Annotated in this window: 17 protein-coding genes; 7 read left to right on the top strand and 10 right to left on the bottom strand. The window is 71.7% G+C overall.

From position 1 onward, the window contains the following. The first annotated feature begins 5 nt into the window (after positions 1-5). The gene (locus PSH03_RS15275) at positions 6-1,112 is read left to right on the top strand and encodes a glycosyltransferase family 9 protein (protein WP_238689513.1); all 1,107 of its coding nucleotides are present in this window, start codon (positions 6-8) and stop codon (positions 1,110-1,112) included. 1 nt (position 1,113) lies between these two features. Here the strand turns inward: PSH03_RS15275 and PSH03_RS15280 are convergent, their stop codons facing one another. Together PSH03_RS15280 and rfaE2 are read right to left on the bottom strand one after the other, a co-directional pair. Continuing rightward, positions 1,114-1,992 (bottom strand): glycosyltransferase family 2 protein, encoded by an 879-nt coding sequence (locus PSH03_RS15280; protein ID WP_238689514.1) that lies wholly within the window; start codon positions 1,990-1,992, stop codon positions 1,114-1,116. Next, entirely contained in the window at positions 1,989-3,824 is a 1,836-nt protein-coding gene (rfaE2, locus tag PSH03_RS15285; RefSeq protein WP_210783959.1) for a D-glycero-beta-D-manno-heptose 1-phosphate adenylyltransferase, read from the bottom strand. The genes PSH03_RS15280 and rfaE2 overlap by 4 nt, the downstream gene beginning before the upstream one ends. A gap of 169 nt (positions 3,825-3,993) precedes the next feature. Here rfaE2 and PSH03_RS15290 point away from each other — a divergent pair, with 169 nt between their 5' ends. Continuing rightward, on the top strand, positions 3,994-4,536 hold the full coding sequence (locus tag PSH03_RS15290) for a type 1 glutamine amidotransferase domain-containing protein (protein ID WP_238689515.1): 543 nt from the start codon (positions 3,994-3,996) through the stop codon (positions 4,534-4,536). Between the two features lie 181 nt (positions 4,537-4,717). After that, the gene (locus PSH03_RS15295) at positions 4,718-6,394 is read left to right on the top strand and encodes an MDR family MFS transporter (protein ID WP_238689516.1); all 1,677 of its coding nucleotides are present in this window, start codon (positions 4,718-4,720) and stop codon (positions 6,392-6,394) included. A gap of 64 nt (positions 6,395-6,458) precedes the next feature. On the opposite strand, the gene PSH03_RS15300 is transcribed toward PSH03_RS15295, so the two are convergent. Next, a complete protein-coding gene (locus PSH03_RS15300) occupies positions 6,459-7,091 on the bottom strand; it encodes a TetR/AcrR family transcriptional regulator (RefSeq protein ID WP_210786908.1) in 633 nt (210 codons plus the stop codon). 125 nt (positions 7,092-7,216) lie between these two features. On the opposite strand from PSH03_RS15300, the gene PSH03_RS15305 reads away from it, so the two are divergent. Next, the gene (locus PSH03_RS15305) at positions 7,217-8,251 is read left to right on the top strand and encodes an aldo/keto reductase (RefSeq protein WP_210786912.1); all 1,035 of its coding nucleotides are present in this window, start codon (positions 7,217-7,219) and stop codon (positions 8,249-8,251) included. Between the two features lie 35 nt (positions 8,252-8,286). Here PSH03_RS15305 and PSH03_RS15310 read toward each other — a convergent pair whose 3' ends face one another. Then, on the bottom strand, positions 8,287-8,778 hold the full coding sequence (locus PSH03_RS15310; protein WP_210786914.1) for an NUDIX domain-containing protein: 492 nt from the start codon (positions 8,776-8,778) through the stop codon (positions 8,287-8,289). A gap of 71 nt (positions 8,779-8,849) precedes the next feature. Between PSH03_RS15310 and PSH03_RS15315 the strand changes: the two genes are divergently transcribed. After that, a complete protein-coding gene (locus PSH03_RS15315) occupies positions 8,850-10,484 on the top strand; it encodes a fatty acid--CoA ligase (RefSeq protein WP_238689535.1) in 1,635 nt (544 codons plus the stop codon). A 182-nt stretch (positions 10,485-10,666) separates the two neighbouring features. On the opposite strand, the gene PSH03_RS15320 is transcribed toward PSH03_RS15315, so the two are convergent. From PSH03_RS15320 to ku, 6 genes are all read right to left on the bottom strand, one after another. Beyond that, positions 10,667-11,677, bottom strand: coding sequence for an NADPH:quinone reductase (locus PSH03_RS15320; RefSeq protein WP_238689517.1), 1,011 nt, complete (start codon positions 11,675-11,677; stop codon positions 10,667-10,669). A gap of 28 nt (positions 11,678-11,705) precedes the next feature. Further along, the gene (locus tag PSH03_RS15325; RefSeq protein ID WP_238689518.1) at positions 11,706-12,359 is read right to left on the bottom strand and encodes an HAD family hydrolase; all 654 of its coding nucleotides are present in this window, start codon (positions 12,357-12,359) and stop codon (positions 11,706-11,708) included. A 32-nt stretch (positions 12,360-12,391) separates the two neighbouring features. Beyond that, a complete protein-coding gene (locus tag PSH03_RS15330; RefSeq protein ID WP_238689536.1) occupies positions 12,392-13,219 on the bottom strand; it encodes an SCO6745 family protein in 828 nt (275 codons plus the stop codon). Between the two features lie 189 nt (positions 13,220-13,408). Continuing rightward, a complete protein-coding gene (locus PSH03_RS15335; RefSeq protein WP_210786920.1) occupies positions 13,409-14,080 on the bottom strand; it encodes an FKBP-type peptidyl-prolyl cis-trans isomerase in 672 nt (223 codons plus the stop codon). Between the two features lie 146 nt (positions 14,081-14,226). Next, positions 14,227-14,865 (bottom strand): DUF4241 domain-containing protein, encoded by a 639-nt coding sequence (locus PSH03_RS15340; RefSeq protein ID WP_238689519.1) that lies wholly within the window; start codon positions 14,863-14,865, stop codon positions 14,227-14,229. A 73-nt stretch (positions 14,866-14,938) separates the two neighbouring features. Next, the gene (gene ku / locus PSH03_RS15345) at positions 14,939-15,964 is read right to left on the bottom strand and encodes a non-homologous end joining protein Ku (RefSeq protein ID WP_112639968.1); all 1,026 of its coding nucleotides are present in this window, start codon (positions 15,962-15,964) and stop codon (positions 14,939-14,941) included. A gap of 85 nt (positions 15,965-16,049) precedes the next feature. Here ku and ligD (PSH03_RS15350) point away from each other — a divergent pair, with 85 nt between their 5' ends. Together ligD (PSH03_RS15350) and ligD (PSH03_RS15355) are read left to right on the top strand one after the other, a co-directional pair. Next, positions 16,050-16,991: a non-homologous end-joining DNA ligase gene (gene ligD / locus PSH03_RS15350; RefSeq protein WP_238689520.1), complete on the top strand. Its 942-nt coding sequence runs from the start codon at positions 16,050-16,052 to the stop codon at positions 16,989-16,991. Then, positions 16,981-17,895: a non-homologous end-joining DNA ligase gene (gene ligD / locus PSH03_RS15355; RefSeq protein WP_238689521.1), complete on the top strand. Its 915-nt coding sequence runs from the start codon at positions 16,981-16,983 to the stop codon at positions 17,893-17,895. Before ligD (PSH03_RS15350) ends, ligD (PSH03_RS15355) begins: the two co-directional genes overlap by 11 nt. Positions 17,896-17,993 lie beyond the last annotated feature (98 nt).

Raw genomic sequence — 17,993 nt, forward strand, 5'->3', positions numbered from 1 at the left:
GCCGGGTGGTCACCCCGTCCGTGCTCGGCCCGACCGCCGAGCGCCTTCCCGACGTGCGGCGGATCGCCGTGCTGCGCGCCAACGCGCTCGGCGACTTCATCTTCGCCGTGCCGGCGCTGGACGCGTTGCGCAGCGCGTACCCCTCGGCGGAGATCGTGCTGCTCGGTGCGCCGTGGCACGCGAAGCTCTGGCGCGACCGGCCCGGCCCGGTCGACCGGGTGCTGGTGGTGCCGCCGGCAGCCGGCATCCGTACGCCGGAGCCGGGCGAGCCGGAGTCGTCGATGGACGACTTCGTGGCCGCTGCCGCCGGTGCGGAATTCGACCTGGCGGTGCAGATCCACGGCGGGGGTGCCAACTCCAACCCGCTGATCAGTCGGCTCGGTGCCCGGTTGACGGTGGGCCTGCGCGCCGACGACGCGCCGCCGCTGGACCGGTGGCTGCGCTACGTCTACTACCAGCATGAGGTGATCCGCTACCTGGAGGTGGTGGCGCTGGCGGGAGCGCCGGCCACCACCATCACGCCGACTCTGGCGGTGACCGACGCCGACCGGGCCGAGGCCGCCGAGGTGCTCGGCCCGGCCAACCGTCCCCGGGTGGCGTTGCATCCGGGCGCCACCGACACCCGTCGCCGCTGGCCCGCCGAGCGATTCGCCGAGGTGGCCCGGGCGCTGCACGAGGACGGCTACGAGGTGCTGGTCACCGGCACGCCCTCCGAGCAGGAGGTGGTGGACCGGGTGGTCGCTGCGGCGCAGGTGCCGGTGCGCCCACAGGTGGGCACGCTCAGCCTGGGCGGGCTGGTCGGCTGCTACGCCGACTGCGCGTTGGTCGTCTCGAACGACACCGGCCCGCTGCACGTGGCCGCCGCGGTGGGCGCGCCCACTGTGGGCATCTTCTGGGTCGGCAACCTGATCAACGGGGCCAGCCCGCTGAGGAGCCGGCACCGGCCGATCAGCTCGTGGACGGTGCACTGCCCGGTCTGCGGTGTCGACTGCACACCCGGCATCTATCCGCACCGGCCCGGCGACGGTGACTGCCCGCACCGGGATTCCTTCGTCACCGACGTACCGGTGATCGAGGTGCTGGAAGCCGCCCGGGAGTTGCTCACCCCGTAGGTCAGGCCGGCTGCGGGGTGTCCTCGTCGGCGAGGACGACCTCCCACGCCTCCACGTCCCGGTCGGTGACAGTGGTGGGGGACTCCAGGTGGTACGCGCCGCTGGGCAGGATGCCCGCACCGCCGTAACGGGACAACACGGCGAGCTGCGCGGCCACGTCCTCGCCCTGGTGTTTCTCCTGCACCCGCCGCCAGAAGTCGAAGCCACCGGCGTCGACGAGCTTGGCCCGGTCGTAGAGCACGCACCCGCCGATCCAGGAGACCTTGTACGCCCGCCACGCGCCCGGCGGCAGCGCCAACTGCTCGGTGATGTGCAGCAGGTTCGCGGCCGAGTGGATCCGGGCCCGGTTCCACTCCGGGGTGTCGGGTCGGATCCGCTCCGGTGTGGGCGGGCCGGCCCACTCCTCGTAGTGGCCGTGCGATTCCGGTCGCACGTCATCGGTGTACGAGAGCCCGTGCACGCCGTTGCCGACGAACCCGCAGCCCAGCTCCCCGATCGCGGTGACCAGTCGGTGCAGCGCACCGGGTTCCAGCCAGATGTCGTCGTCGAGGCTGAGGACGTACCGGGCGGCCGAGGCGGCGAGCAGGTACGCCCGGTGTTCGGCCAACCCCCGTCGGGGCAGCCGGCGGGTCAGCAGCACCGGGTGGCCCCGGTGGCGTAGCGCCCGGACCATTGTGGCCGCGGCGGGGTGCGTGTACGCCGGATCCCCGTCGGACTGGTCGCTGACGACCACGCCGAAGCCGGGTACCTCGTCCTGGGCGGCGAGCCCGCCCAGGGTGACGGCCAGTTCGGCGGGCCGGTTCCGGGTCGGAATCAGCACGTCCACCAGCCGGTCGGCGCGGAACTCCTCCGGGGTGCCGAGGTCGAGGGGGCGGTTCACGACGCCTGGGTGCGGGTGCGCAGCGACGGGTCGGGCTCCCGGTCGTCGAGGTGTGGCGACGGGTCCTGGCTGTGCGACCGGATCCGCTCGATGATCGCGGAGGTGGACCGGTCCGGCACGTACCCCAGGGTGCGCACCTGGCCGCCCAGCCGGCGCACCAGCGGCGCCTCCGGCACCAGCTCCGGCGGATAGTCGCCGCCCTTGACGTACACGTCGGGTCGGACCGCCTCGATCAGCGCGGCCGGTGAGTCCTCCTCGAAGACCACCACGTGGTCCACGCAGGCGAGCGCGGCGAGCAGGGCAGCCCGGTCCTCGACCGGGTTGACCGGCCGGTCCGGGCCCTTCAGCCGTCGTACGCTGCCGTCCGAGTTGACCGCCACGATGAGCAGGTCGCCCAACGCGCGGGCCTGCTCCAGGTAGCGCACATGCCCCCGATGCAGTACGTCGAAGCAGCCGTTGGTGAAGACCACCGATCGTCCCGCCTCGCGGTACTCGGCGACGATCGCGTCCAACTCGTCGCCGCTGACCAGCGCCGGGTGGCTGGTGATGTCGGTCGGCTGGTCCAGCGCGGCGAGCAGGTCGTCCCGTCGGCACACGCAGGTGCCGGTGTCCGAGACGGTGATGGTGGCCGCGAGTTGGGCGAGTTGGGCGGCGGTGGGCAGGGGCGCGTCGGCGGCCAGGGCCAACGTCATCGCCGCGAGGTACGCGTCGCCGGCGCCCACGGCGTGGCTTGCCGGCACCGGAGTGCTGTGGCTGCGTCGTGGCTCCCCGTCGGCGCCGCCGACCACAGCGCCCTCGGTGTCCAGGGTCACCGCGACCACGTCGGCACCGGTGTGCGCACGCAGTTCGGCCAGCCGCGACTTGGCCAGGACGGCCCGGTCGACGCCCTCTCCGGCCCGGGTGTTCACTGTGACGCCGGTGCCGGTGACGCTGAGCCCGTCACCGGTGAGGGCCACCCGTCCCTCGCCGGGGGTGGGCTCGCCGACCGGCCCCGGGCGGTCGGCCCGGATCAACTCGGCGGCGGTGTCGTCGGCGCGTACCGCCCCCGGGGCCGCGCCGACGGTCATCTCGGACGGCCCGTCGACCGGATCGCCGTCCGGGTGTTCCAGGTGCAGTTCGGTCCCGCCGGTCAGTCGGGTCGTACCGCCCGCCCGGGCCAACAGCCGGGTCGCCTCGGCGAAGCTGGGGGTGACCACTGTCGGCGCGAGGCCCCGCCAGTCGGCCAGGTCGTGGGCGTCCAGCGCGACAGTGGCGTACCGCTGGCGGTTCTCGACCAGCCACGCGCGGACCGGCGCGGGCAGCGCGCCCAGACCGTAGTCGCAGACCACCAGGGTCGGCGCCTCCCCACCGGCGGCGGCGCGCAACTCCTCGGTGGCGCAGCTCAGGGCGGTGAGCAGCCGGCTCACCCCGTCGTGGTCCAGGACGTCCTCCGGGTCGCCGGAGTCCTCACGCAGCAGGATCTGGTTGCCGGCCAACATCCGCCGCTTGACCGGGGTGGGTCGCCCGGGTTGGTTGACAGTGCGGTCCCAGACGCTCGCGCGGTCCAGGCAGTCGTGCAGCTCGTCCCCGGCGACGTCGGCGCCGACCGGTGCCACCAGCACCGCCCGGCCGCCGAGGGCGGCGACGTTGACGGCGGTGTTCGCGGCCCCACCCGCGGCGGAGATCCGCCGACGCAGGGTGAGGACCGGGGCGGGCGCCTCCCGGCAGAGCCGGTCGGAGTCGGCGAACCGCCATTCGTCCAACATGGCGTCACCGACGATCAGGACTGGGCGTCCGAGCCAGCTCTCCACGACGGTGGCGAACCGGCGCTGCTCCGCTGCTGCTCCTGCCATGCCTCCCCGGGTCCCCAGCGGCCTGCCGGACAAACCTGCGCGCCAACCGTCCCGCCGCTGGTCAGGTCGCCTTCGATGGGCCCTGACCGGTCCGAGCCCTGTCCGACCTGTTTCGGGCGTTCGAGGGCGGGAAGGGGATTGAGGTACCCCGGAAAGGAGATGTACCGAGATGGCAGCGACATTGCAGGGCAAGCGGATCGCCTTCCTGGCCGCCGACGGCGTCGAGGAGGTCGAGTACGTCCAGCCACGCGAGGCGGTCGAGAACGCCGGCGCGACGGCCGAGCTGGTTTCGCTGAAGCCCGGTTCCATCCAGTCCTTCAACCACCTGAACCACTCGAAGACGTACGACGTGGACGTGACAGTCGACAAGGCCGACGCCGCCGGCTACGACGCGCTGGTGCTGCCCGGAGGGGTGGCGAACCCGGACTTCCTGCGGGGCGACCCCGACGCGGTGCGGTTCGTGAAGGCGTTCTTCGACGCGGGCAAGCCGGTCGGGGTGATCTGTCACGGCCCGTGGACGCTGATCGAGGCGGACGTGGTGCGGGGCCGGCGGATCACCTCCTGGCCGACCCTGCGTACCGATCTGACAAACGCCGGAGCCACCTGGGTGGACGAGGAGTGCGTCACCGACGGCAACCTGACCAGCAGCCGCAAACCCGACGACCTCCCCGCCTTCTGCGCAGCAATCACCAAAACCTTCACCACCCCCTGAACCCCCCCTGAACCCCCCGCCCCTTCCCCAGGCCCCCGGTGATCAAGAGGTTTGCGTCAGGAACGCCGTGCACCATGACGCAAACCTCTTGATCAACGCCAGAAAGTGGGGGTGCGGGGGGGTGGGGTGGGTTTTTTGGTGGTTGGGGGCATGTTCTGCGGGTGGCGGGATAGAAGGCCACATGACCACCGAAGCCTCGGATGCGCCGGTGCTGAACCGTCAGCAGATCCGGCTGCTCATGTTGGGCCTGATGACCGGCATGCTGCTGGCCGCCCTCGACCAGACCATCGTTGGTACGGCGCTGCCGACCATCGTGGGCGAGCTGGGCGGGATCAACCACTACTCCTGGGTGGTCACCGCGTACCTGCTCGCCTCGACCGCGTCGACGCCGCTGTACGGCAAGATGGCCGACCTGTACGGGCGTCGGCCGGTCTTCCTCTTCTCGATCGGCACGTTCCTGCTCGGGTCGTTGCTGGCCGGGCTGTCGCAGAACATGACCCAGCTGATCGTCACCCGGGGTATCCAGGGTCTCGGCGCCGGTGGTCTGCTGACGCTCGCGTTCACCATCATCTCGGACGTGGTGTCACCCCGGGAACGTGGTCGGTACCAGGGCCTGTTCGGCGCGGTCTTCGGGATCTCGTCGGTCGCCGGGCCGCTGGTGGGCGGTTACTTCGCGGAGACCGACTGGCGGTGGATCTTCTACATCAACGTGCCGCTGGCGATCCTGGCCATCGTCGTCTGCTACCACGTGATGCGGCTGATCCCGTTCGAACGTCGGGACCACTCGATCGACTGGCTCGGTGCCGGTCTGCTGGTGGCCGGGGTGAGTTCGCTGCTGCTCGCGCTGAGCTGGGGTGGCAACGAGTACGCCTGGGGCTCCGGCGTGATCATCGGGCTCTTCGTGGCCGGTGTGGTGCTGGGGGTGCTCTTCGTCCTCCAGGAGGCCCGGGTGGCCGAGCCGATCCTGCCGCTGCGGCTGTTCCGGAACGCCACCTTCGCGTTGGCCAACTCGGCCCTGCTCATCATCGGTCTGGTGATGTTCGGCTCGATCATCTTCATCCCGCTGTACCTGCAGATCGTGAAGGGCGCCTCGCCGACCCGCAGCGGTCTGCTGATGCTGCCGATGATGGCCGGCATCATCATCACCTCGATCCTCACCGGACGTGCGATGACCCGGATCGGTCGCTACAAGTGGTTCCCGGTGGCCGGTTCGGTGACCCTCCTGGTCGGCATGTTCCTCTTCACCCAGTTGGAGGTGGCCACCTCGCTCTGGGTGGCGTTCGGGTACATGGTGGTGATCGGCGTCGGGCTGGGCCTGTGCATGCAGTCGCTGATCCTGGCGGTGCAGAACGCGGTTTCGGTACGCGACCTGGGGGCCGGCACCTCCTCGGCGACCTTCTTCCGGTCGCTGGGCGGTTCGTTCGGTGTGGCGATCCTCGGCACGGTGCTCTCGTCCCGGCTGACCGGCGGGCTCGCCGACCGGTTGCCCGGCGCGATCGCGCAGCTCCCGCCGCAGGAGCAGGCCGCGGTGGCGGCGAGTGGCGGCGCGAACATCTCGATCAACGATCCGGCCACCATCCTGGCCCTGCCGGGGCCGGTGCGTGCGGCCATCCAGGGCGCCTTCGTCGACGCGCTGGACATGGTCTTCCTGACTGCCGGCCTGATCGCGATAGTGGCGGTGGTGGTCACCCTGACGCTGCCCAACACGCAGCTGCGGGGTGCCGGCCCGAAGGGTGCCACCGGTGGCGCCGACCCGCTCGGCGGGGAGGCCCCGGCTCCGGGCGGCAAGCCGTTGACCCGCGAGTCGAAGGAGGAGGCCGCCGCCGACATGGAGGCCAAGTCCCAGACGATGATCTGAGTGCCTCGACGCCGACCGCCCCGGACCGCTCCGGGGCGGTCGGCGTCAGTCGGGCCCCAGGTGGTCAGGCGGGGCGGCGGTAGGCGCCGTACCACCAGGTCGCGGCCAACTCCCGGGCGGCTGCCGCGTCGGTCTCGGGGTCGGCCGAGGTCGTGCTGACGTGGTCGGCGAGGAAGCGGTCGCCGCCGACCACGATCAGCCGGCTGGCCGTCGTCACGTCCAGGTCGGCGGGGGTACGCCCGGCCTGCTGCTCGATCCGGAGCGCGTCGACGGTGCGGGCCACGAACCGCTCCAGCCCGGCCGCCCAGTACTCCCGGACCGCCTCGTCGTACGCGGCGACCTCGCTGACCGCGGCCAGCACCGGAGCGTACGTCCGGTATATCCGGATCACGTCGGCGAAGACCTCGGTGAGCCGCGCGAGCGGGTCGCCGGGACCGCCCGGGTCCCAGCTGCCGGTGCGGTCGAACGAACTCTCCCGCATGGTGCCGGCGAGGCGCATGAGCAGTTCGGTCTTGTCCCGGAAGTGGGTGTAGAAGGTCGACCGCGCGACGCCGGCCTCGGCGGCGATCCGCTGCACGCCGAGGTCGGTGAAGCGGATCCCCTCCCTCAGGAGCCGTTCGGTGGCCGCCAGCACCCGCGCTTCGACGGCCGCGCGTCCGTCGGGGTTGCGCGGGCGGCGGCGGGTGATCGAGGGCATAGCCGGAATCCTAGGTGGCCGGGGGTCGGGTGGGCGACGTACGCTCGTTGCCGGACACAGTGTCCGACATAGTGACCACGGAGTGCCTGAGCTCGGCCTCCGATCCACCATGAGGAGCAACACACGTGAAGTACCGACTGCTGGGCAGCACCGGGGTGTACGTCTCGGAGATCTCGCTCGGCGCGATGACCTTCGGCGGCAGTGGGCACCCGCTCTGGGGCACCCTGGGTGGGCTGGCGCTGCCCGAGGTGCAGCGGCTGGTGGACACCGCGCTGGACGCGGGCGTCAACTTCGTCGACACCGCCGACGGCTACAGCGACGGCGAGAGCGAGGAACTGCTCGGCAAGGCGCTCGGCAAGCGGCGTCGCGACGTCGTACTGGCGACGAAGGTGCACTCCCGGACGGGCCCCGGCCCGAACGACGTCGGCACCTCCCGGCTGCACATCATGCAGAACCTGGAGGACAGCCTGCGCCGACTGGGCACCGATCACATCGACCTGTACCAGATCCACAACTTCGACCAGATCACTCCCATGGAGGAGATGCTGCGCGCGCTCGACGACGCGGTTCGGCAGGGCAAGGTCCGCTACATCGGCGCCGCCAACTTCGCCGCCTGGCAGATCTCCAAGGCGCTGGGTATCTCCGCCCGGGAGAAGCTGGCCGGGTTCGTCTCGGTGCAGGAGTACTACTCGCTGCTGGGCCGGGACGTGGAGCGCGACGTGGTGCCGATGGCGCTCAACGAGGGTGTCGGGCTGACCGTCTGGAGCCCGCTCGCCGGTGGTTTCCTCTCCGGCAAGGTCGGCCGGGACGGTGCCGTCGCCGACAGTGGCGCGCGTAGCGCCCAGCCCGGTTACGCCAGCTTCACCCCGTTCGACCCCGAGCACGCCTTCGGAGTTGTCGACGTGCTCAAGGGTGTCGCCGAGCGGCACGAGGTGAGCCCGGCCCGGGTGGCGGTCGCCTGGCTGCTGTCCCGACCGGCAGTGACCAGCGTGATCGTCGGTGCCCGCAAGCACGAGCAGTTGGTCGACAACATCGCCGCCTCGGATCTCACGCTGACCGAGCAGGACCTCACCGAGCTGGACGAGGCCACCAAGCTGCCTGTCGCGTACCCGAACTGGATCCAGGAAGGGTTCTTCGCCGGGCTCCGCCTGCCGCAGTGAGGCACGGCCCCGGGGTCGGTGGCCCCGGGGCCGCCCTACTTGAGGATGAGCCGGTTCGTCTGCTCGAAGACGTCCAGGTCGGCAAGGGTCTCGACGACCGAGGTGGAGAGTGGGGCGGGAAACCGGTCGCGCGCGAAGAAGCCGGCGTCGGTGGTCTCGTCGGTGACCCGGGCCAACTGCCCGTCCCACTCCTCCACCTTGAACGCCGTCGTGAACACCTGGTACGTGTGGCCGTACATGTTGGTGCTCGTCCGGTCCGGGCCGGTGTAGAGGGCGAACGCGCAGACCCGCAGCGCGCGCAGCCCGGTCTCCTCACGGACCTCGCGTACCGCGCAGTCGGCGATCGACTCGCCCAACTCCATCGCGCCGGCCGGCATTGCCCACTGGCCGTTGTCCGAGCGTTTGATCAGCAGGACGCGGCCGGCGTCGTCGTTGACCACGGCACGGGCGCCGACGAACATCAGCGTCCGGTCCCCGGCGAGCGCGCGCAACTGCCCCACGTACGAGTCGGCCCAGGAGATGCTCACCTGCGACAACTTACGGGGGTTCCCAACGTGTGACCGCCGACACTAGCTTGTTACCCATGCGTAGCACGATGATGGACGCCCCTCTGCAGATCTCCCGGATCCTCGACCACGGCGCAGGGGTGCACGGCACAGCCGAGGTGGTCACCTGGACGGGCGCCGAACCCCGCCGGATGACGTACGCCGAGGTGGGCCGGGCCGCCGCCCGGCTGGCACACGGGCTGCGCGACGGGTGCGGGGTGACCGGCGACGAGCGGGTCGCCACCTTCATGTGGAACAACAACGAGCACCTGGTCGCCTACTTCGCGGTGCCGAGCATGGGCGCGGTGCTGCACACGCTCAACATCCGGCTCTTCCCCGACCAGGTCGTCTACATCGCCAACCACGCCGAGGACCGGGTGGTCCTCGTCGACAGCACGCTGCTCCCGCTGCTGGCCCGGGTGATCGGTGAGCTGACCACTGTGCGGCACGTCGTGGTGGTCGGCGGTGGTGATCCGGCGCCGCTGGTGGCGGCGGCCGGCGACCGGATCACAGTGCACCACTGGGACGCGTTGCTCGCCGACCGGCCCGACACGTACGACTGGCCCGAGGTGGACGAGCGCGACGCCGCCGCGCTCTGCTACACCTCGGGCACCACCGGCAATCCGAAGGGCGTGGCCTACTCGCACCGGTCGATCTATCTGCATTCGTTGCAGGTCTGCATGCCGGAGGGTTTCGGTCTCGGGCCGACCGACCGCGAGTTGGCCATCGTGCCGATGTTCCACGCCATGTCGTGGGGCCTGCCCTACGCGGCCTTCCTCTCCGGCGCGTCGCTGATCATGCCGGACCGGTTCCTCCAGGCCGCGCCGATCGCCGAGATGATCGCTGCCGAGCGGCCGACCCTGGCCGGTGCGGTGCCGACCATCTGGACCGACCTGCTGGCCTACCTGGACACCCACGACGTGGACACCTCGTCGCTCGGTGAGGTGATCGTCGGCGGCTCGGCGTGCCCGCCGGCGTTGATGCACGCGTTCGACGAGCGGCACGGGGTCGACGTCATCCACGCCTGGGGGATGACCGAGATGTCCCCGCTGGGGTCGGTCTCGCGTCCGCCCGCCGGTGCGACCGGTGCGCAGGCGTGGCGCTACCGCTACACCCAGGGGCGGGTGCCGGCGGGCGTGCAGGCGCGGATCGTCGGCCCGTCGGGCGACCCGATGCCCTCCGACGGCACGGCCGTGGGGGAGTTGGAGGTCCGTGGGCCGTGGGTGACCGCCCGGTACGTCGGTGACGACGCCCCGGACGAGGAGAAGTTCCGCGACGGCTGGCTGCGTACCGGCGACGTGGGCACCCTCTCGCCGGACGGGTACATCAGCCTGACCGATCGCGCCAAGGACGTGATCAAGTCCGGTGGTGAGTGGATCTCGTCGGTGGAGTTGGAGAACGCGCTGATGGCCCACCCGGCGGTGCTGGAGGCGTGCGTGGTGGGGGTCCCGGACGAGCGATGGGACGAACGTCCGCTGGCCACGGTGGTGGTCCGGGAGGGCGCTTCGGTGACCGCCGAGGAGTTGCGGGACTTCCTGGCCGGGTCGGTGGCGCGCTGGCAGTTGCCCGAGCGCTGGGCGTTCATCGACACGGTGCCGAAGACCAGCGTCGGCAAGTTCGACAAGAAGGTCGTCCGTTCGCGGTACGCCGGGGGCGAGCTGACAGTCCGGGAGCTGACAGCCCCGTAACGTTTTCCCCGGCACTGTCGCCTGTTGGGCGGGAGTACTCCTGAACCCTCCCCAGGGGCGGCCCCGGCGTTCGCACCGCGCCGGGGCCGCCCGCTCCACGCGGGGTGACCCGCACCGTCATTGTTGCGAAAGTTGTTCGCTTCTGTCCTGCTGACGGAGAAATCGGGTGGTCAGCGACCCGATCAGGCGTCGCTGGTGGTGATGAGCACCTTGCCCACCGTCGAGTCCTCCACCGCCTGGTGCGCCGCGGCCGCCTCCGCCAGCGGGTAGTGGTGCAGCGGCAGGCCGGCGTCCGCGCCGACCCGGATGCCACCCTGGCTGGCCGCCGCCGCCACGTCCTTCACACCCTGCGCCTTGGCCGCCTTCGGCTCCGTGTAGACCAGGACGAACTGCCAGCGGGCGTTCGGCGCCATCATCGCCCGGATCGGGATGCTCACCTCGTCCCCGCCGTTGTCGGCGTACATGCAGACCGCGCCGCCGTGCCGCAGCACCCGTACGTCGACCGAGGCGTTGCGGGCGGGGGAGACCTCCACGATCGTGTGGACCCCGTCGGGGGCGATCTTGTGGACCTCCTCGACCACGTCCTGTTCCCGATAGTTGATCACGAAGGAGGCGCCGGCCGAGGCTGCGAGCTGGGCCTTCTCCGCGCTGCTCACAGTGGCGATCACCGTGGCGTCGGCCCAGCGGGCGAGCTGGATCGCGGCGTTGCCGACCGCGCCCGCACCACCCTGCACCAGCACCGTGTGATCCGCCAGCGCGCCGGCCCGCAGCGTGTCCGGCATGAACTCGCCAGCGGTCAGACAGCGATGCGCGGTGAGGAACGGGATGCCCAGGGCCGCGCCCAGCTCGAACGGGGCGGCGCCGAGGCGTACCGCCTGCCGGACCGGCACCAGCGTGTACTCCGCCGTCGTGCCCCACTGTCGCTGCCAGGCGGCCTCCCAGACCCACACCCGCTCACCGATCAGGTCGGGGTCGACCCCCTCGCCGACCGCCTCGACCACCCCCGCGCCGTCCTGCCCGGGAATCTGCCAGCCGTTCGGCGGGGCGTTGCGGCGGGACTTCCAGTCGGTCGGGTTGACCCCGGAGACCGCCATCCGCACCAGGACCTCGCCCGCACCCGGCTCGGGCACCGGGCGGTCGACCAGATCGAGCACCGAAGGGTCGCCGTTGCGCTCGTACACGATGGCCTTCATCCGTGGTCTCTACCCGGCTCGACCCGGGTCAACCCAGCTCGTCCACCAGCTCCGGGGTCAGCTCACCGATCGCGTTCAGCGTCACCACGGCCAGCCCGGCGGCGTCCGGGTCTAGCGGGTACGAGCCGTGCGGCACCGCCACCACCCGCATCCCCGCCGCCGCGGCGGAACGCACCCCGTTGGACGAGTCCTCCACGGCCACACACCGGGTCGGGTCGACGCCGAGGCGCTGCGCCACGCTCAGGAACACGTCCGGTGCGGGCTTGCCCCGCTCGGTCTGCTCGGTGGAGAGGGTCGCGCCGAACGCGTCGGTCAGGCCGGTCGCGGCCAGCGCCGCCTCGATCAGCCGGGTCGGCGACGAACTGGCCAACCCGAGCGGCCACCGCGCGGCCAACCGGCGGACGACCTGGTCGGCGCCGTCGATGAGGGGTACGTGGTCCCGGTAGCGGCGGGTCATCTCCTCGACCACCTCGACGGCGACCTGCTCGGCGGTGCGGTCGACGCCCAGCTCTCCGCTGAGGTAGTGGGCCCACTCGCCGGTGCTCATCCCCATGAGTCGGCGTTGCGTGTCCGGCTGCCACGTCCCGCCGTGCGTCGCCACGTACGCCCGGCGGACCTCCTCCCACACCGGCTCGGAATCCACGATCACGCCGTCCAGGTCGAAGACCACCGCATCAGTCACGGGCCCATCCTGCCCGACCGGTGGGTGCCCGGTCAGCCGGGCAACGCGGGCAGACCGAGCGGGCTGCCCTCGGGGAGCAGGGTTTGACCGGACCGGGCGATCGGCTCCAGCAGCTCCCGGAGCCGGTCCGTGTCGTGGGCGCCGAGCGCCTGCCACGGATGCGCGGCGGCCCGGTCGGTGGCGTCCTCGATGGCCTGGAACCCGGCCCGAGCATGGTCGGTGGCCGCGCCGTCCCCGGTCAGCCAACCCCGCTCGGTGAGCCGCTCGCGGGCAGCGTGCCACTGCTCCTCGGACCAGCCCCGGCCCAGCAGGTACTGCGGCGGCGAACCGTCGAGCGCGACCCGCCCGGTCAGTGTCTCCACCGGGTCCAGGCCGGCGGCCACCAGCGCCGCCACGTGCCCGTCCCCCCGGTGCTCGCGCAGCGTCGTGGCGGCCTGCCAGAGCCGCGCCAGCGGGTACTCGCCGGCGGGGAGAGCCGCGTTGGCCGCGCCGAGCACCCGGCCGGCTGTCTGCGCCGCCGAGGCGGCCCGCTCCAGCAGGTCGGCGGCCTCCACCAGGTGCGACTCCGGAAGCTCGTAGGTCAGCTCGGCGAGCGCCTGCACGGCACCGGTCAGACGGGCGCGCAGCGCCTCCTGCGGGGTGGCCAACCGCCACACCGCCGGCAGCGCGCGGGCCACCATCGGCGGCGCGAAGTTGAAGAAGGCGGCGATCACCGGGGCAGCCTCGACGGCTCCCAGCGGCGCGGCCCGGCCGGCGAAGTAACCGCGCCAGTAGCCGCGCAGCCCGACCGCCTCGTACGCGGCCCGGGCCCGGGGGTGGAGGTAGGTGACGGTGTGCACCGGCTCGAAGTACGCCCACATCGACCGGGCGGTACGCCCAGGCTCGTCCAGCGCCGTCACATGCACCTCCGCGTCCCGGTTCCGGATGCTCACCCCGGGCGGCGAACCGCCCGGGGTGACGCCGAACCTACTGCCGCTGGGTGACGGGCCGGAAGCCCCATGTGAACAACTCCATCGCGTCCCGGCGACAACCGGGACGACCCGGACAGGTCACTGGGCGGCGAGCACGTCCACCACGAAGCGCAGCGGACCGGTCGGACGTCCACCGGCGGCGGCCTCGTCGTTGCCGTACGCCAGCTCGCCCGGGATGTCGAGCTGCACCCGGCTGCCCACCGTCACGCCGACCAGACCCTGGTCCCAGCCGGGAATGACCTGGCCGACGCCGATCGGGAAGGTGGCCGGCTGCCCGGCCTTCCAGGACGAGTCGAACTCCTTGCCGTCCTTGTAGAACACCCCCACGTAGTTGGTGGTGATGTTCTGGCCCTTCTGCACGGCCGGGCCCTTGCCCTTGATCAGCGGGGTGACCGTGAGCTTCTTGAGCTCGCCAGTGCCCGGCGTCACCGCCGGCTTGGTGCCCAGCGCCGGATCGGCGCCCTCGGGCAGCTGCGGAGCGGGGGGCGCGCCGGCCTCGTCGGGGGCCGGGGTGGAGGCGGACGGGGTGGCGTCGGCCTGGGTCTTGGGCTTGTCGTCGCCCCCGCCGATCGTCACGAAGACGCCGATCAGCACACCGACCACGGCGACGGCGGCCAGGCCGCTGGCCCACGCGTTGCGCTTGCGCCTCGCGTCGGCGGCCTTCTTCTCCGCCAACTGGGCGGCCAGGCGGCGCCCCGACTTGGTTGCCGGGCTCTGGTCCGGGCCCGTCTGCTGCGTCCGCTCGCTCACGTCGTCGACTCCCTGCTGCGAAGTGTGGCCGGCACCCGGTGCCGGGGGGAAAGCCGACGCACACGGTACCCGCACCGCGGCCTACCGTGCCCGCCGCCGACGCCTCGGATCGCCCAGCGCGACAGATCCGGGGCTTTCCCGGGCGGTTATTCCGGGACGACCAGGAAGTCGGTCACGAACGACGTGATCCGTCCGTCGGCGGTACGGCCGATCCAGGTGCCGTAGCAGCCGTCGCCCCAACCGGTGGCCACTGTGACGACGTTGGCGCCGCTGGCCTCGTCCAACACTGCGGTGATCAGCCCCGGGACCGGGGACGAGGGCAGCTCGGTCGGGATGAAGACCTCCTCGACCCGGTCGGAGTCCCAGCTCTCCAGGACGGCGAGCGCGGTCGGGTCGGCGAGGGTGCCGGCGCCGGCGTCCACCCCGTAGCCGAAGTAGTCGTCCGCGCCGAGCGTGGCGACGTCCTGATCGCCCGCGACGGCCGGCTCCCAGCGGATTGTCGGTTCCGTCGAGACGACCAGCTCCAGCGCGGCGACCCGGCGGTCCACCTCGGCGTCCTCCCGGAGCACCACCGCCACCCAGGCGCGGGCGGGATGCCGCCCCGGCGGCACTGTCACAGTGAACGGCTCCGCCTCCGGGCAGACCAGCGGGTCACACCCGACCACCCGGCCGGTCGGCAACACGATGTCGCCCACCGGGTGAACCTCGATCAGGTACCCGCCGTGCTGGTCGGTGAAGCGGGCGCCGGGCGTCAGTAACCGGTCCAGATCAGGGGTGTACGGCATGGGGGCTCCTCCGGTCGCCAGCGGCCGGCGGAGCGTACCCGGCGAGGCGGACACCGCCGCCGCTGCCGTACGGTCAGGCGCTCTTGCGGGGTGCGGTCTTGCGTGCGGCGGTCTTCTTCGCCGGCTCCGCCTTCTTGGCAGCGGTCTTCTTGGCAGCGGTCTTCTTCGCCGGCTCCGCAGCCTTCTTCTCGGCCGTCTTCTTCGCCGCGGTCTTCTTCGCGGGCGCCTTGGCCGCCTTCTTCTCGGCTGCCTTCTGCGCCGACCGGGCCGACGAGATGGGCGTCGGCTCGCCGCCGCCACCACCGCGGGCGGGCTGCTCGCCGCGAGCCGCCTTGGCGCGCTCCACCGAGGCCTTCAACGCCGCCATCAGGTCCACCGCCGCGGCCGGGGCCTCCTCGACCTCCTCCGGCTGGACGACCTCCCGACCCTCCACCTTGGCGTCGATGACCTCCTGCAACGCGGCCCGGTAGTCGTCGGTGAAGACGTCCGGCTCGAACTCCCCGGTCATCGAGTCGATCAGGGAGCTGGCCATTGCCAGCTCCGGCGGGCGCACCTTGAGGTCCTCGTCGAGGAAGCCGAAGTCCGGGGTACGGATCTCGTCCGGCCAGAGCATGGTGTTGAGCAGCAGCACACCCTCGCGGACCCGCAGCGTGGCCAGTTGCTCCCGCTGGCGCAGCGCCACCTTGACGATGGCCACCCGCTCCGAGTCGATGAGCGCGTCGCGCAGCAGCACGTACGGCTTGGTCGCCGCGCCCTCCGGCTCGAGGAAGTACGCCTTGTTGTAGAGGATCGGGTCGACCTGCTCGGCCGGCACGAACTCCAGCACGTCGATGGCACGGGAACTGGTCAGCGGCAGGTCGGCGAAGTCCTCGTCGGTGAGGATCACCATTTCGCCGCCGCCGATGTCGTAGCCCTTGGCGATGTCGTCGTAGGTGACCTCTTCGCCGCAGACCGAGCAGGTGCGCTTGTAGCGGATTCGACCGCCGTCCTCGCGGTGCACCTGGTGGAACCGAATGTCCTTCTCCTCGGTTGCGGAGTAGAGCTTCACCCCGATCGAGACGAGCCCGAACGACACGGCTCCCTTCCAGATGGCACGCATCCTGCGCTCCCTTCCCCGGTATCGACCATGCTCGCATCCGAAAGAACCGGACGCGAGGTGTTCGGGCTGCTACTACAGTCGGGTCGTGCCCGGCGCGCCGCTCAAGCCGATGCTCGCGATGACCGGGCCGCTCCCGGCGGGTGACGGCTGGGCGTACGAGTTCAAGTGGGACGGCGTCCGCGCCCTGGCCGACATCTCAGGTGGCGGTCAGCACCTGTATGCCCGTTCCGGCGTGGAGATCACCGCCGCGTACCCGGAGTTGGCCACCCTGCCCGAGCAGGTCGACGACGCGCTGCTCGACGGCGAGGTGGTGCTGCTCGGCCAGGGCGGGCAGCCGTCGTTCACCGCGCTGGCCGAGCGGATGCACGTCCGGGACCGGGCCAAGGCCGCCCGGTTGGCAGCTGTCATGCCGGTGACGTACATGATCTTCGACCTGCTCCGGCTGAACGGCGACGACCTGACCGGCTGGCCGTACGAGCGCCGCCGGGAGGCCCTCGACGCGCTCGCGCTCGGTGGCCTGCGGTGGGCGGTGCCACCGATGTTCGCCGACGGGCCGGCCACCTACGAGGCGGCCGGGGAGCACGGCCTGGAGGGGGTGATGGCCAAGCGGGTCGGGGCCGTCTACCGCCCCGGGGTGCGCTCGCCGGACTGGGTGAAGGTCAAGCTGGAGGTGACCGGCGACTTCGTCATCGGCGGTTGGCGGCCGGGCGCGCGCCGGATCGGCGGGCTGCTGGTCGGGGTGCCCGGCCCGGACCGCCGACTGATCTACCGGGGTCGGGTGGGCGGCGGGATCGGCGCGGCCATCGAGCGGCAGCTCCTCGCCGAGCTGGAGCCGCTGCGCTCCGGCGTGTCACCGTTCGCGCCGGGTGTGCCGCGCGAGGATGCGCGGGGCGCCATCTGGGTAACACCCCGGGTGGTGGTGGAGGTGAAGTACGGCCAGCGCACCCCCGACGGTCGGCTGCGCTTCCCCCGGGTGCTGCGGTTGCGCCCGGACAAGCCTCCGGAGGAGGTCGACGATGCCGGCTGAACGGCTACGGGTGGACGTCGAGGGCCGCGCGCTGGAGTTGTCCAACCTGGACAAGGTGCTCTACCCGGCGGCCGGGTTCACAAAGGGTGAGGTGATCGACTACTACACCCGGATCTCCCCGGTGCTGCTGCCGCACCTGCGGGACCGACCGGTCACCCGGATCCGCTTCCCCAACGGGGTGGACGACAAGTCGTTCTTCGAGAAGAACACGCCGGCCGCCACCCCGGGCTGGGTGCGGGTGGAGAACCTTCCCGCGCCCGGGTCGACGAAGGGCCGGGAGACCATCGACTACGTGGTCGCCGACGACCTGCCCACCCTGGTCTGGCTGGCCAACCTGGCCGCGTTGGAGCTGCACACACCGCAGTGGAAGGTGGGCGAACACCCCGACATGATGGTCGTCGACCTGGACCCGGGGCCGCCGGCCGGGCTCGCCGAGTGTTGCCCGGTGGCGGTGCTGATGCGTGACCGCCTCGCCGACGACGGCATCGAGTCGTACCCGAAGACGTCCGGCAAGAAGGGCATGCAGCTCTGCTGCCCGATCGCCGGCACCCAGTCGTCCGACCTCGTCTCCGACTACGCCCGGCGGATCGCCCAGGAGCTGGAGAAGGCCCACCCGAAGCTGATCGTGTCGAAGATGGCGAAGAACCTCCGACCGGGCAAGGTCTTCATCGACTGGAGCCAGAACAACGCGGCGAAGACCACAGTGGCGCCGTACTCGCTGCGGGCCCAGTCGGTGCCGTCGGTGTCGACGCCGCTGACCTGGGACGAGGTCGAGGCCGGCGCGCGCGGCCGGAAACCGGCCGTCCGCCAGTTCACCGCCGCCGAGGTCCTGGCCCGGGTCGACGAGTACGACGACCTGCTCGGCCCGCTGCTCGACGGCGGCCCGGAACTGCCCACCCGCTGACGGGCGCTGACATCGTCCGGAGGACGCGAACCAGCGCGGCCCGACGTCCACGTGAACAGCGGGCGAAGCACGGCGTAGCCACGAGGTGCCTACCGCTA

It is taken from the genome of Micromonospora salmantinae (assembly GCF_022230905.1).
In the GTDB taxonomy this organism is placed as follows: Bacteria; Actinomycetota; Actinomycetes; order Mycobacteriales; family Micromonosporaceae; genus Micromonospora; species Micromonospora salmantinae.